The sequence below is a fragment of the Bacillus sp. IS1 genome (assembly GCF_032461585.1).
In the GTDB taxonomy this organism is placed as follows: Bacteria; Bacillota; Bacilli; order Bacillales; family Bacillaceae; genus Bacillus; species Bacillus velezensis.
Map to the genome: position 1 here is coordinate 522,337 of NZ_JAWCWR010000002.1, position 13,598 is coordinate 535,934.

General features: G+C 40.4%; 9 protein-coding genes. 6 read left to right on the forward strand and 3 right to left on the reverse strand.

Features of this window, described 5'->3' with window-relative positions; all coding sequences use genetic code 11:
* Entirely contained in the window at window positions 1–1,452 is a 1,452-nt protein-coding gene (gene gerBA, locus RUW00_RS10750; protein ID WP_029972839.1) for a spore germination protein GerBA, read from the reverse strand.
* Window positions 1,453–1,671: 219 nt separating this feature from the next.
* Here gerBA and manA point away from each other — a divergent pair, with 219 nt between their 5' ends.
* Both manA and RUW00_RS10760 read left to right on the forward strand, forming a co-directional pair.
* Window positions 1,672–2,622 (forward strand): mannose-6-phosphate isomerase, class I, encoded by a 951-nt coding sequence (manA, locus tag RUW00_RS10755; protein ID WP_280144672.1) that lies wholly within the window; start codon window positions 1,672–1,674, stop codon window positions 2,620–2,622.
* 121 nt (window positions 2,623–2,743) lie between these two features.
* Window positions 2,744–5,383: an N-acetylglucosaminidase gene (locus tag RUW00_RS10760; RefSeq protein WP_095270864.1), complete on the forward strand. Its 2,640-nt coding sequence runs from the start codon at window positions 2,744–2,746 to the stop codon at window positions 5,381–5,383.
* 125 nt (window positions 5,384–5,508) lie between these two features.
* Here RUW00_RS10760 and RUW00_RS10765 read toward each other — a convergent pair whose 3' ends face one another.
* Both RUW00_RS10765 and RUW00_RS10770 read right to left on the reverse strand, forming a co-directional pair.
* Window positions 5,509–6,678 carry a CDP-glycerol glycerophosphotransferase family protein gene (locus RUW00_RS10765; RefSeq protein WP_160216609.1) on the reverse strand — a complete coding sequence of 390 codons (1,170 nt, stop codon included), beginning with the start codon at window positions 6,676–6,678 and terminating at the stop codon, window positions 5,509–5,511.
* A gap of 32 nt (window positions 6,679–6,710) precedes the next feature.
* A complete protein-coding gene (locus RUW00_RS10770) occupies window positions 6,711–7,481 on the reverse strand; it encodes a WecB/TagA/CpsF family glycosyltransferase (RefSeq protein WP_061861597.1) in 771 nt (256 codons plus the stop codon).
* A 355-nt stretch (window positions 7,482–7,836) separates the two neighbouring features.
* Here RUW00_RS10770 and tagD point away from each other — a divergent pair, with 355 nt between their 5' ends.
* The 4 genes from tagD (at window position 7,837) to tagG (ending at window position 13,597) form a co-directional block, all read left to right on the forward strand.
* Window positions 7,837–8,226: a glycerol-3-phosphate cytidylyltransferase gene (gene tagD, locus RUW00_RS10775; RefSeq protein WP_003151361.1), complete on the forward strand. Its 390-nt coding sequence runs from the start codon at window positions 7,837–7,839 to the stop codon at window positions 8,224–8,226.
* Between the two features lie 157 nt (window positions 8,227–8,383).
* Complete coding sequence (locus RUW00_RS10780; protein WP_267543515.1) at window positions 8,384–10,402, forward strand: alpha-glucosyltransferase N-terminal domain-containing protein; 2,019 nt, start codon at window positions 8,384–8,386, stop codon at window positions 10,400–10,402.
* A 50-nt stretch (window positions 10,403–10,452) separates the two neighbouring features.
* Entirely contained in the window at window positions 10,453–12,615 is a 2,163-nt protein-coding gene (gene tagF, locus RUW00_RS10785; protein WP_021494864.1) for a teichoic acid poly(glycerol phosphate) polymerase, read from the forward strand.
* A gap of 154 nt (window positions 12,616–12,769) precedes the next feature.
* Window positions 12,770–13,597 carry a teichoic acids export ABC transporter permease subunit TagG gene (gene tagG / locus RUW00_RS10790; protein ID WP_017418800.1) on the forward strand — a complete coding sequence of 276 codons (828 nt, stop codon included), beginning with the start codon at window positions 12,770–12,772 and terminating at the stop codon, window positions 13,595–13,597.
* Window position 13,598 lies beyond the last annotated feature (1 nt).

Here is a 13,598-nt window from a genome sequence, read left to right on the forward strand (position 1 = left end):
TCACCTTTGCTTGATTTTATCTTTCGTCTCTTTTCTGGTCGGCCGTTTTTTCAAAAGAGGCGTCGGCAGTCTGACGATCGTATCTTTTAAGTCTTGGCCAGGCTGCGCCATGATCGGAATAAGATAGTCCTGACCGAAGCTTTTCAGACGCATCAGATGGCCGACGACAAGCAGATAGCACATGATCAGTCCGTATAAACCTAATATCGCCGACAAAATCATCGAAAAAATACGGATGAGCCTCAGCGGAAAATTGAACGCATAGGAGGGCGCCGTAAAAGAAGCCAATGCCGTAACGGATACGACAATGACCATCATCGCGCTGACAATATTCGCCTGAACAGCGGCCTGCCCGATCACCACGCCCCCGATCAGGCCGATCGTCTGTCCGATCGGCTTCGGCAGCCTGAGTCCGGCTTCTCTGATCATCTCAATCGTAAAAATCATGATGAACGCTTCAACAAAAGGAGGGAACGGGACATTCAATCTGCTCCCGGCAATCGTAACCGCCATTCTCGTCGGCAAAAGCCCCGTGTGAAACGTAACGAGCGATATGTAAAGGCCGGGTAAATAAATCGTGATTAAAATGCATGTATACCGAAGCAGCCTGAGAAAGGTAACCGGAACCCACCGCTGATTATAATCGTCAGGTGAGTGGATAAATTCATCAATGGTAGCCGGCACCAAAAGGGTAAAAGGCGTTCCGTCTACAAGAATGGAAACCCTTCCTTCCAAAAGAGCGCCCATAACCCGGTCTGGCCGTTCGGTCGTCAAGACGGTCGGGAAAATGGAATACGTGTTATCTTCAATAAGCTGTTCGATTGCTCCTGATTCCGGAATGTCATCAATGGTGATCGAATCCAGCCTTTTCATCACTTCTTTTACAACATCATCAGGGGCGATATCCCGAATGTAGGCAACGGCGATCCGCTTTTTTGTCCGTTCGCCGAGTGTGATCTCTTTGATCTGGAGGTTGGGATCACCGGACTGCTCTCGCAAAAGCGCCGTGTTCGTTCGGAGCTTTTCGACAAATCCTATCCTCGGCCCCCGTTCAAGTACTTCTGAAGCCGGTTCTTCAATATCACGCATTTTAAATGTTTCCGTCTCAAACGAAAGGGCTTCCTCCCATCCCTCCGCCAGCAAAACCGATTTGCCGGAGAAAATGTCTGCCTCCGCGTCCTTAAGTGAAGAAAGCCGGGTGTGACGATAGCCGAAAGAGATGGATGACGGCGTTGTTTCAGCCGGTTCCTCTTGATGCCGGGCGGCCTCCTGCACGGGCGAAATAATATATTCCGCAAGCAATTGATTGTCGGTCAGTCCGTCTATATATATAAGACAGGCGTCACATTTGCCGTTTCCGTACGTAAACGAATAAAACATCATGTCATCGCTTTGGCCGAACCGTTTTTTCAGCGCTTCAAGGTTTTTGCCGAGCTCCGCATGTATCGTCACAATGTTCCCCCCTTTTTCCATCAGTTATTTTAATTTGCGACAAACAAGGCATTTTATTCTGGAATAGGAAATGACTGAGCATTCCGCCCCATCCGAATGGTATAATGAGCAGGTCAGCCATTTTATACATATTGTTTTTAACCGCGGCTCCCTCCGTGTTTTAAAAAAGACACAGGGGGAATGGGATATGAGCCGCTTTTTAAGGGGAGGGGAACGAACATGACGCAAGAGCCGATTTTTTTACAGCCTGTATGTAAAGAAAAACTATGGGGCGGCACGTTATTACGCGAACGATTCGGATACGACATACCTTCAGAAACAACCGGCGAATGCTGGGCGATATCAGCCCATCCGCACGGAATGAGCACGGTCAAAAGCGGTCCGTATCAAGGGAAAACCTTGATGGAACTGTGGGATCAGCATAGAGAATTATTCGGCGGAACGGAAGGGGACCGGTTTCCGCTGCTGACGAAAATACTGGACGTCAAACATCATCAGTCTGTTAAAGTCCATCCTGACGATTATGACGCCGAGGAGCATGGACAGGGTGAAACGGGGAAGTCTGAGTGCTGGTACATTATCGACTGTAAAGAAAATGCGGAAATCATATACGGTCACACGGCCCGTTCGAAAGCGGAACTTGTCACCATGATTAACAGCGGTGACTGGGAAGGCCTGCTGCGCCGCGTGAAGATCAAACCCGGCGATTTTTATTATGTGCCGAGCGGAACCATCCATGCCATTTGCGCGGGGGCGCTCGTGCTTGAAACACAGCAGAATTCAGAGGCCGCCTACCGGATCTATGATTACGGGCGTACAGATCAGAACGGCGGGACGCGTGATCTGCATATCCGCGATGCCGTCAACGCCGCGACCGTTCCTCATGTGGACGGATTTTTAGATGAATCAACTGAAACGAGAAAAGGCGTCACCATCAAAACCTTTGTGCAGGGAGAATATTTTTCTGTATACAAATGGGATATCAGCGGGACGGCGGAAATGACCCAGGACGCTCCGTTTATGCTGTGCAGCGTCACAGAAGGAAGCGGCTCCATCATCTGTGAAGGCAAGTCCGCCAAGCTTGAAAAAGGCGCGCATTTCATACTGCCGGATCAGATGCCTGACTTTACGATAAACGGAGATTGCACGATCATCGTTTCTCATATATAAAACCAAACTTAATCCCAGCTCTGGGATTAAGTTTTTTTATATATATTTCACTTTAAAAATTAAAGCACTTTCCGATAAAAGTAGTAGTGTGATAGATAAATATAGAGAAGGAGGAGAAGTAATGAAAAAAAGTTTGGCTGCCGCAATGTTATTGTCAGCGGTTACTCTTGAATTTTTCACGATAACAGACTCAGTAAAGGCAGCTTATATTGACAATTCCATTTATCAGTTAGAAACAACACAAAAGTTTGCCTCTGAAAGTGAGGCTTCTCAGGCAGTTACAAAATTGAAAAAAGATACCGGATGGAAAGCAGACTATCAAAAGAGCGGAACGTCTAAGAACTATCAAATATCTGCTTCAGGTCTGACAAGCGAAACGAATGCTAAAAGCGTACTAAGCGATTTTACGAAGCAGACAGGCATTAAAGGAACATCAAGTCCGACGGGCAGTAAGCAGCCCTATTATACTGCAGTTTCCGGAACTATTTCAGGTGAACAGCAGGCTAATAACTTGCTTGATAAAATGAAAAAGGAAACAGGATTAACCGGTACTGTTAAACCGAATGGTGTGAAGCAGCCTTATATAAGTATTGTTACATCTGAGCTGACAAGTGAGGCCGGTGCAAAGTCTGCTATTCAAGAGTTAAAGAAGCAGACTGGAGTCAATGCTAATTATCAAAAACTTGAACAGGAACCGGAGATCATTCAAATTCAATCCGGAAAAATTCAAGGAGAGAAAACAGCATCCCAAGTGAAAAGCAGTTTTCAAAAAGATTCTGGGCTGAATGCCACGTTAAACATGACTGATAAAGGCCAGTCTTACTACATTGTTACAACGAATTCTTTGATCAATAAAGCAGATGAGGCGAAAAGTCTTATCAAACAGCTTGAACAAAGCACAGGCGTCAAAAGCAGTTACAAAACCATCAATAATAAAAAAACTATCACATCGTATAATATAGAAACGGGTTATTTTAACGGGCTGAGCATGGTTAAAAATTCGATCAGCCAAATAAAAAATAACACAGGAGTTAAAGGGTCCTACCAAAAAGTTGGTGCTACAAGTAATTATGTTGTGAAAATGAAGGATGTCAGCCCGGAAAAACTAAAAAGTCTTCAAGCTTTTTTTAAGAAGAAAAGATGGCATATGACTTATACAGCTGTAAAGAAAACTTCAACCCAAACAACTTATCAAGTGATAACAAATGCTGTAACAAACGCACAGGCGGATAAAGCAGTAAATTTTCTTAGCAGAAAAAAATTAAAATCATCAAAATCAAATTCAGGAAAAACAGCTGCTAATCAATATCAACTGTTATCACAACAGACTGCTGACAAAACAAAAGTAACAAAAGGTTTAAACTCTTTAAAGAAAATCGGTATTAATGCAACTGCCAAATCTATAAAACAACCAAAAGGAATAACTTATAAAATTAAGACAGAAGCCTTGCTGGACACAGCTAAGATTAATCAAGTCAAATCTTTCTTCAAGACAAAAAAATTAACGGCAGTAAATGAAAAAACCGGTAAATCCGCTTATACGCAATATCAAGTCACTGTTAGTGACTTATTAAATCAAAAAGATATAGATCGTGTGTTAACTTTTTTTAAAACAAATAATGCGAAAGGCAATGCCAAACAAAATGGCAAAAGCACATACACGCAATATAAATTAGTTACAGATCAAATCAGCACATCGTCGGCTTTAAACAAAGGACTGAGTTTCTTTAAGGCAAAGAACTTATCAGCAAGCTACACTACTAAAAACAATCCAATATACAGTATAGTGATTACTGAACAATTTACAGGAAAAAGCAATGCTGATAAGGCTGCAAGCAAAGTGAAGCAGCTTTATGGGTGGGCAGTTTCAAGTGTTGAGGTGAAAAGCGGTCCTCAAATAATGGAAACAAATTATAATATTACGATGAGTGAAATGGTCGCGAAGCAGTTAAAAGCGAACCCGCAGACGGATTCAAGTGCCTACGTATCTCTATCTTATATTAATAGTGCAAATTCTACCGTAACCGCAGATTTTCTTAATGTCAGGTCTACTCCAGAGGTAAAGAGCAATAATATTATAGGAACAGTGACAAAAGGTTATAAGGTTAATATCATTAGTGTAGAGAATAACTGGGCAAAAATTAAAATGGGTTGGCGGAAAGCAAGCGAGGAAGAAGTTTCCTACTATGTAAACCCCGCAAACTTTTCTGTGTCAGATAAAAGTTATTTTCAGTTTTTGAAGTTATCGAAATATGCAGGACTGACAGCATCAGAAGTCAATACAAAGATTTTAAAAGGGAAAGGAATTCTTGAAGGAAAAGGTGAAGCTTTTATTAAGGCAGCTGAATCTAACAGTATTAATGAGCTCTACCTGATTTCTCACGCTTTATTAGAGACCGGAAACGGTACCTCAGAGCTGGCAAACGGTGTGACCTATAATGGGAAAAAGGTATATAACATGTATGGCATAGGTGCATATGACGGAGACGCTGTGAACAAGGGTGCCCAATATGCATATAACCAAGGATGGTTCAGTCCTGAAGCAGCGATTACTGGAGGGGCCAAATTTATCGGACAGAGTTATATACACAATGCCGTATACAACCAAGATACCTTGTATAAAATGAGATGGGAGCCTTCTGTAAGCCACCAATATGCATCTGATATTGGTTGGGCGTATAAGCAGGTAAATAGAATGTACAGTCTCTATAGTCTGTTAGATAACTATCAGCTTTACTATGATATTCCTGTCTATAAATAAACGTGTTAAAGAGCTCGGAGTCATACTTCCGAGCTTTTTTCAATATTAAATTGGACAGATGTCTTTTTGTTTGTACGATTATTTTTAAGCACTATGGAGGCAATATAAATATATAAAACACCTGTTCAATTGTGTGAACAGGTGTTTTTGTATGTTATTTGTTCTTCTGCAAATTGGAGCAGTTTGCTGCTCGAATTCCCATCTGAATACATATTCCATTTGTCCGAGAACCGCTTCATTTCTTCTGCACGAAATGGCTTTTTCGTCATTTCCTCCAGAAGGGCTTCGCTGTCATGACAAGCCTTTCCGGGAATGACGGACGTATAATTGTCGATTAAACCGCGTTTTTGATCATATTCCTCCAGATCATACGTGAAAAAGAAAATCGGTTTATTTAAGAGCGCGAATTCAAAAGGCACGGAAGAGTAATCCGTAATTAAAATATCAGCCGCTTTCAAGAGATCATGAAGACGCATGTCAGACACGTTCTTGATCAGTTCGCTTTCAAACGAAGCCGAAATCTGATGCAAAACGGCAGGATGAAGCTTTACAAGCAGCATATACTCTCCGTTTAACGCGTTTGTGAGCTGTTCTTCGGTGAATGGCAGCCGAAAGGACTGCATATCATAATCCCTGAATGTCGGTGCGTACAGGATGATTTTTTTCGGCCATTTGTGCTTCAGTTCCGGCTTGTGTTCTTCATAATAGACGTCAGTCAGGGGGATACCCGTTTTTAACAGCTGGCCGTCCCGTAAGCCGAACGACTTTTTAAAAACGTCAGCCATCGCGTCCGAACCGACGGTGACAAAGTCAAACGAGCGGTACACTTTTTTAAAACGGCTGATATCTGATGCCGGACGGTTTTGATTCGTCACATCCTCAAGGCCGAACTTTTTCAAAGAGCCGTTCGCATGCCACACCTGAATGCATGTCGTTTGCGGCCGGCGGTTTAAGACGCTTGTCATGAGGAAATAGTTATCCGTTATCACCACTTTGCTTTTAAAAAGGATCAAAACAGCCTTCAAAAGATGCAGCGGATGTTTTTCGTTCAGATAAAAAGAGCCGACACCTTCCAGCTCTTTTTTCAGACTGACGGCGTGTCTCGTATACAAAACCGTCATTTCATAAGAAAGCGATTCAGCGTGCGCTTTGTAAGAACGGATGAGAGCCTGCGCATTCTCTTCAAAAGATACCAGCAGGGTCAGATGGTTCTTGGGCTTTACAGGCTTGAACAAAACGCCGAGAACAGACAGATATATAGAATAAAAAGCGGCGAATAAAGATCGCAAGTTCATAGATTACCAATCTCTTTTGCTGTTTTATTTGTTTAAAGCTGTTTCGTTTGATCTTCTGCCTGCTTGGAATACAGGCTTTTATTTGATTTATTATTTCTCAAAACGGTAAAAGCATACTTCGGAATGTTCAGCATCCTTTTCCATCTCCACGGATTCGTCACCAGTCTGTACAGCCATTCCAGATTCGTTTTGATCATCCATTCAGGGGCGCGTTTCACCGTTCCGCTGAACACATCAAAGCTTCCTCCCAAACCGATCGATACAGCCTGAGGGAAAAGATGTTTGTGTTCATAAATAAATTGTTCCTGATGGGGATATCCTAAGGCGACAAACACGAGATCGGGTTTCGCCCGGGAAATCTGTTTGGCGACGAAGCGTTTATCCGCTTCATAACCGTTGCTGGCTCCGACAACCTCAATATTCGGATACTCTTTGCTGATCCGGTTCAAAACGGCGTCAAGCACGTCTTGTTTAGCTCCGTATAAAAATATTTTTTTAGACTGCCGGTTTGCGAGGCCGAGCAGCGCAAGAAACACATCGAATCCCGCAATTCTTGATTTCAGCGGGTGCTGCGTCAAACGTGACATTAACACGACGCCGATACCATCCGGCAGGACGAAATCCGCGGAAGAAATGACTTGATGATAACCTTTGTCTTTCGCCGCAGCGTATCCGATCTCAGGATTGACCGTCGCAATGACGGCTCCTTGCTTCTGTGCGATATAATAAGTGTCTAAATATGAAATAAACTCCTGTAAATTTCCATTAACATAAGAAAGGTTGTGCACCATTTCAGTCTGCATCTGCCGTCCTCCTTTTTGTACGGGATTTTCTTTCACTTTTTCGTGACTTAGGCTAAGCTTTATTTTAACATAATACCTTCAGATAAACTTAACAATAGTTTTACAAAAATATAAATAAGATAACAATTTCTTTAATCATACGCGCAAAAAACCTGCTAAACTCCTATTGTAATAACATTTGTTAATAAGTGGAATTTAACTTCGTTTTACATTGGCTTAACCTTTTCAGGGCTATGTGATATAATGAGGTTCCATGAGTACGAAATTGGCACTTTAGTGATTAAGGATACAGCTGCGCAGCATTTCAGAGCAGTTGCTTGTTATACGTATGATGATAGAAAGGAGCTTTTGTTTCATGAAGAAGGTCATTACTTACGGAACGTTTGATTTACTGCATTGGGGTCATATTAAACTGCTTGAGCGCGCAAAGCAGCTTGGAGATTACCTTGTTGTTGCCATCTCAACAGACGAGTTCAACCTGCAAAAACAAAAAAAGGCCTACCACAGCTATGAACACAGAAAGCTGATTCTGGAAACGATCCGTTATGTCGACGAAGTCATTCCGGAAAACAGCTGGGATCAAAAAGTACGTGACGTAGCGGATCACAACATCGACGTGTTCGTAATGGGAGACGATTGGGAAGGCAAATTCGATTTCCTTAAAGATCAATGCGAAGTCATCTACCTCCCTAGAACCGAAGGCATTTCCACCACACAGATAAAAAAAGAAATTGCCGGGGTGTAATACGGAATTATTGAATGCATGAACTGTTCAAAGTACTTCTTATTTGCTGATAAGGAGTACTTTTTGATGCTTAAATAGGTTTGTTATAATAATCTGAGGGAATAGTATTATTTTGCAGTGTTTTACTAAATTCCATATGGTGAAAGGGAGAAAAAATTTGTCCAATCAGCCTATTAACGATAATAATGAGCTTCCCGATATGATGTATTATTTTATCTCAGGAGGCCTCCCGGATGATTACGGAGGTCTGACCAAATCACTATTATTGCGTTCTAAACTATTCGGAGAAGAGAGTCAAAAGAATACCGCCTTTCTTACTTTTAAATTTGATTTGGAATTTCGGAGAAAAAAAAACGAACTCTTTGAAAGAAAGAAAACCGACCCTCAATATACACAAGTTATCAACATGTATGATGACTTTTTAAGTAAAAGAACAAAAGGCAAGCGGATTTATTCGGAGAAAATTGAGCTGAATCAAATAAAAAAACATGTCAGCAAGGGGAAAGTAAGCAAAACTATCTCAAAAATGTTCGGAAAATCATCAAACGATTATAATCTTTCCTATTATTCAGGCAGTGATGACGTGCGTTACGTAGATTACCTGAATGATGAAAAACAAGTAATCAAAAGGGAAGAATACACTAAAGAAGGAAACCCCGTCATTGTCTCTCATTTTGATACAAAGACGAATCAAATCTTCCTTCAGGAGTTTATCAACAGCGAAAATGTCGTTTATCTGGAAAAGCACTTCATGTGGGATGACCAAAATGAAGCAGTCAAATTCACACATTTTACTTGGTACTCAGAAGAAGACCCTTTAACCTTTAAAGATGAATTTGAGTTGCGCAGTTATTGGATTGATATTCTCCAAAAAGAGAACGATCGGCCTAAACTATTTCTGGTCGACAGCAGACTACAGGATAAACATGTCTTCAGAGTGAAAAAAGCGCCGTCATCTTATTATGCGGCGATTATTCACAATAAACATTATGGTGATAATAAGTTCCAGATCAAAGGACGCTATAAAGAACTTTTCGGCCAAATAAATAACCTTGATGCCGTATTTTTTATCACTGAGGAGCAGATTGCAGATTTCAGTTTGATTTCAGGGGAAAAAGAGACATTCTTTTTTACACCGCATACGATTAATAAACCGCTCGATGAAGAGGTTTTGAAAGTTCCGAGCGAACGAAATAAAGCGGTTATTATCTCTCGGATTGTACCAATGAAAAACCTGACGCATGCCGTTAAAGCGTTCAAACTTGTTGTAAATGAAATCCCGGATGCGAAACTGGAAATATTCGGTTCTGGAGGAGAAACAGAGAAAATCAAAAAGGAAATAAAAGCTCAAAACCTCAAGAATAATGTATTGCTGAAAGGCTACACGAACAACCCTGATTACGAGTTTCAAAAAGCGTGGCTGACAATTTCAACTTCTCACTTTGAAGGCTTCGGTCTGTCCAATATGGAAGCATTGAGCAATGGATGCCCGGTCGTAACTTACGATTACGATTACGGTGCCAGAAGCTTGGTAGAAGATGGAGTAAACGGCTATGTAATTGAACAATATAATATAGAAAAGCTGGCTGAGGCCATTATCTCTTTAATGAGAGATGACAGCACTCACAAACAATTTTCACGTCTAGCCTTTAAAATGGCGGAGAAATACTCTAAACCAAACTATATTAAAAATTGGTCATATGCTCTTTTCAAAATGGTTGAAGTGAGAAAAGAAAAGGAACGGCTTGCTGAAAAAGTCGGTTCTAAAGAACACCCGATCACATCTTTTGAAAAAAATGCCAACGGATTAGCGATCAGCGTTTCAGTGTCTGACCAGAATGATGCATTTGAAAAAGTCCGAATGGTTGGGATTGATCGGAAAAACAAATCTGAAATCATATCCGTATCCGCTGATCAACCGGCTCAGCCATTTTATATAGATTTTGAAAAGGACATCCAAAAAGAAAAAATTGACGCAAATCATACTTCGGTTCTTGACTTTTACATTCAATATATAACAGCTAACCATATCCGTATTCTAAGAAGGGTATCCAGCCGTGAAGTCAATTTCGGCGAAAAAGATCGGTTTATGAATAACGGATATACTTTCGAACCTTATACGACTGTGAAAGGGAATTTCTCTATTAAATTAAACAAAAAGGATCACATCGATTAAGTGAAATCGGTTAAGTGAAGAGCTTTAATTCAGAGGAGCAGAAAATAAGTATGGATGAAAATACCGTGAGCAAATGTATTTTGAAAAGCTTAAAAAATAATGTGGGAGACCTGGCACTCTCTATTTCACTTGAAAGCGAAGAACCGTTAGCTGAGGAAGTGAAATGTTATTTAAAATTAAAAGAACGGCGTTCCGGAGCCGAGGATGTTGTTATTTTAGAGAAAGAGAGCCCGGCTCAATACAGTGCATCAATTAATATTCACTCGTTTCCTGAACCTTTAGAAATGGGACAGACTTATGATTTTTATGTGGTACTGGGGGAACCGGCAGCGGAAGAAGAACAGCCGAAGCAGGTGCGTTTAACCGTGGAAGCTGAAGCGATTGAGCGTGCCTACCACCTTGATCATACGACTGAGCTGTTAATTTTACCTTATACAACCGATAAGGGCAATTTCTCTTTAAAGGTAAAAAGAGAAGCGAAAATTGTGAAGTTTGATGAGATTCAGCTGAAGGCAGAAGAGATTATGATTTCAGGGTATGCAGGATATCTAAGTTCGGAGAATCAGCTTTCAGTTAAAAACCTGCAATTTGTCATTAAAAAAGGGGGAGAAGATCCCGTAGAGAAACATTTCCCTATTAAAATGACGAAAAAAACGGAGAATATTGAACAGCTTCGGGAAGATGCATTCACCCCTGAAATTTTTGATTTCCAAATAAAAATTCCATTAAAAGATATTCCTTATTCTCTGGAAAAACGATTTGTCTACCGTATGTTTATGGAGTTTCATTGTGAAAACGACGAAGCTGAACCTATTGTTCTCAGCAGCACTCCGCTTGTGCTCGGAGACAGAAAAAATAAACTGAAAGGCCTCATAAGCGTTGTGAATAAAGACAGCGGACCGGTCAGGTATGAGGTATATAAAAAGAAGAAAAAGCAGACTGTCTGTATCCGTGTGAACGACTACAGCCTGAAAACAAGGATGAGATACTTCATAAAAGGGAAGAAAAAACGTTTCATTTCCAAAATGAAAAAACTGAAAAAACGCAGAAATTCCCTTATTACGAAAGGTTATAAAGTTGTTTTCAGAATGGCGAGCAAAATGCCTGTTAAAAGCAAGACCATTATTTTTGAAAGCTTTAACGGCAAACAATACAGCTGTAATCCGAGAGCCATTTATGAATACATGCAAATCAATCATCCTGAATATAAAATGTATTGGAGCGTAAATAAACAGTATGCAGCGCCTTTTAAAGAGAAGGGCATTCAATACATTAACAGGCTTTCTATCAAGTGGCTGTTTGCTATGGCGCGGGCAGAATATTGGGTCGTCAACAGCCGTCTGCCTTTATGGATTCCAAAGCCGGAACATACAACCTATCTTCAAACATGGCACGGCACGCCTTTAAAAAGACTTGCAATGGATATGGAAGAAGTTCATATGCCGGGTACTAATACGAAAAAATATAAAAAGAATTTTATTAAAGAGGCATCCAATTGGGATTATTTAATTTCTCCTAATGCCTACTCGTCTGAGATATTTGCGCGCGCCTTCCAATTCGATAAAACTATGATTGAATCAGGTTATCCGAGAAATGATTTTCTTCATAATGATAATAATAATGAGACAATCACAGCGATAAAAAGAAGGTTAAACCTGCCTGAGGATAAGAAAATCATTCTTTATGCGCCGACATGGAGAGATGACCAGTTTTATGCTAAAGGCCGTTATAAATTTGACCTTGATTTAGACCTGCATAAATTAAGGGAAGAGCTCGGAGATGAATATCTCGTTATTCTGAGAATGCATTATCTTGTGGCCGAAAATTTTGACCTCGGTCCGTTTGAAGGGTTTGCTTACGACTTTTCTGCACACGAAGATATTCGGGAATTGTATATGATTTCAGATCTGTTAATTACCGATTACTCTTCTGTATTTTTCGATTTTGCAAATCTGAAACGCCCGATGCTGTTTTTTGTTCCCGATATTGAAACATACCGGGATAAACTCAGAGGGTTTTATTTCGATTTTGAGAAAGATGCTCCTGGTCCGTTAGTGAAAACGACAGAGGAAACGATCGAGGCAATCAAACATATTTCATCACCGGATTATCAGCACCCGGTTTCATTCAAACCTTTTTATGACAAATTCTGTTATCTTGAGTCAGGACATTCTTCTGAGAAAGTCGTGAAAATTGTGTTTGAATCTGAATAATAGAAAAACCCCTTTGTATCAAGGGGTTTTTCTATTATGCTTTACAAACCTTTTAGCAGCATTTGCATGCGGCTTGAAAGTGAAAAAAAATTTGATTTCTGGTACAATTATCAGCGATGCTTTATAAAATCAAATCAACCTAAGGAAGATTAAAATGAATGCTGTAGTGAAAATACTAAAAGAGCAAGTAACATCATTTCCTTTAATCATGCGTTTAGCAGCCTACGAAACAAAGTCTAAATATCAAATGAATTATTTAGGCGTTTTATGGCAGTTTTTAAATCCTCTTATTCAAATGCTTGCTTATTGGTTTGTTTTTGGATTGGGGATCAGAAAAGGGGGGCCGATGGCTACAGGTGCCGGAGAAGTGCCTTTTATTTTGTGGATGCTTGCAGGTCTGATACCGTGGTTTTTTATAAGTCCGACAATATTAGACGGATCAAATAGTGTATTTAAAAGAATTAAAATGGTGGCTAAAATGAATTTTCCAATCAGTTCTTTGCCGTCTGTCGCCATCGCTTCTAATTTGTTCAGTTATGCAATTATGATGGTGATCTATATCATTGCATTGCTCGCCAGCGGAATCTATCCGAGCCTTCATTGGCTTCAATATATTTATTATTTTGTTTGTCTGATGGCTTTCTTATTTTCGTTCAGCTTGTTTAATTCGACAATCAGCGTGCTGATCCGAGACTATCAGTTTCTTCTGCAGGCAGTGACAAGACTTTTGTTTTTCCTCCTGCCGGTTTTTTGGGATATTAACTCAAAGCTGGGGGCAGCTCACCCGGAATTGGTTCCTGTCTTGAAGCTGAATCCGCTTTTTTATATAATTGACGGTTTCAGGAACAGCTTATTAGATGGTCAGTGGTTCTTTCAAGATGTGAAATATACACTGTATTTCTGGCTGTTCACCTTATTTTTGTTAACAGTCGGTTCTGTTTTACACATGAAATTCAGAGATAAGTTTATTGACTTTCTTTAAT

Bases quoted from the DNA above. Each gene is read 5' to 3' on its own strand.
- RUW00_RS10765 (WP_160216609.1), bottom strand. From the start codon at position 6,678: ATGAACTTGCGATCTTTATTCGCCGCTTTTTATTCTATATATCTGTCT.
- tagF (WP_021494864.1), top strand. From the start codon at position 10,453: ATGGATGAAAATACCGTGAGCAAATGTATTTTGAAAAGCTTAAAAAAT.
- tagD (WP_003151361.1), top strand. From the start codon at position 7,837: ATGAAGAAGGTCATTACTTACGGAACGTTTGATTTACTGCATTGGGGT.
- RUW00_RS10760 (WP_095270864.1), top strand. From the start codon at position 2,744: ATGAAAAAAAGTTTGGCTGCCGCAATGTTATTGTCAGCGGTTACTCTT.
- manA (WP_280144672.1), top strand. From the start codon at position 1,672: ATGACGCAAGAGCCGATTTTTTTACAGCCTGTATGTAAAGAAAAACTA.
- RUW00_RS10770 (WP_061861597.1), bottom strand. From the start codon at position 7,481: ATGCAGACTGAAATGGTGCACAACCTTTCTTATGTTAATGGAAATTTA.
- tagG (WP_017418800.1), top strand. From the start codon at position 12,770: ATGAATGCTGTAGTGAAAATACTAAAAGAGCAAGTAACATCATTTCCT.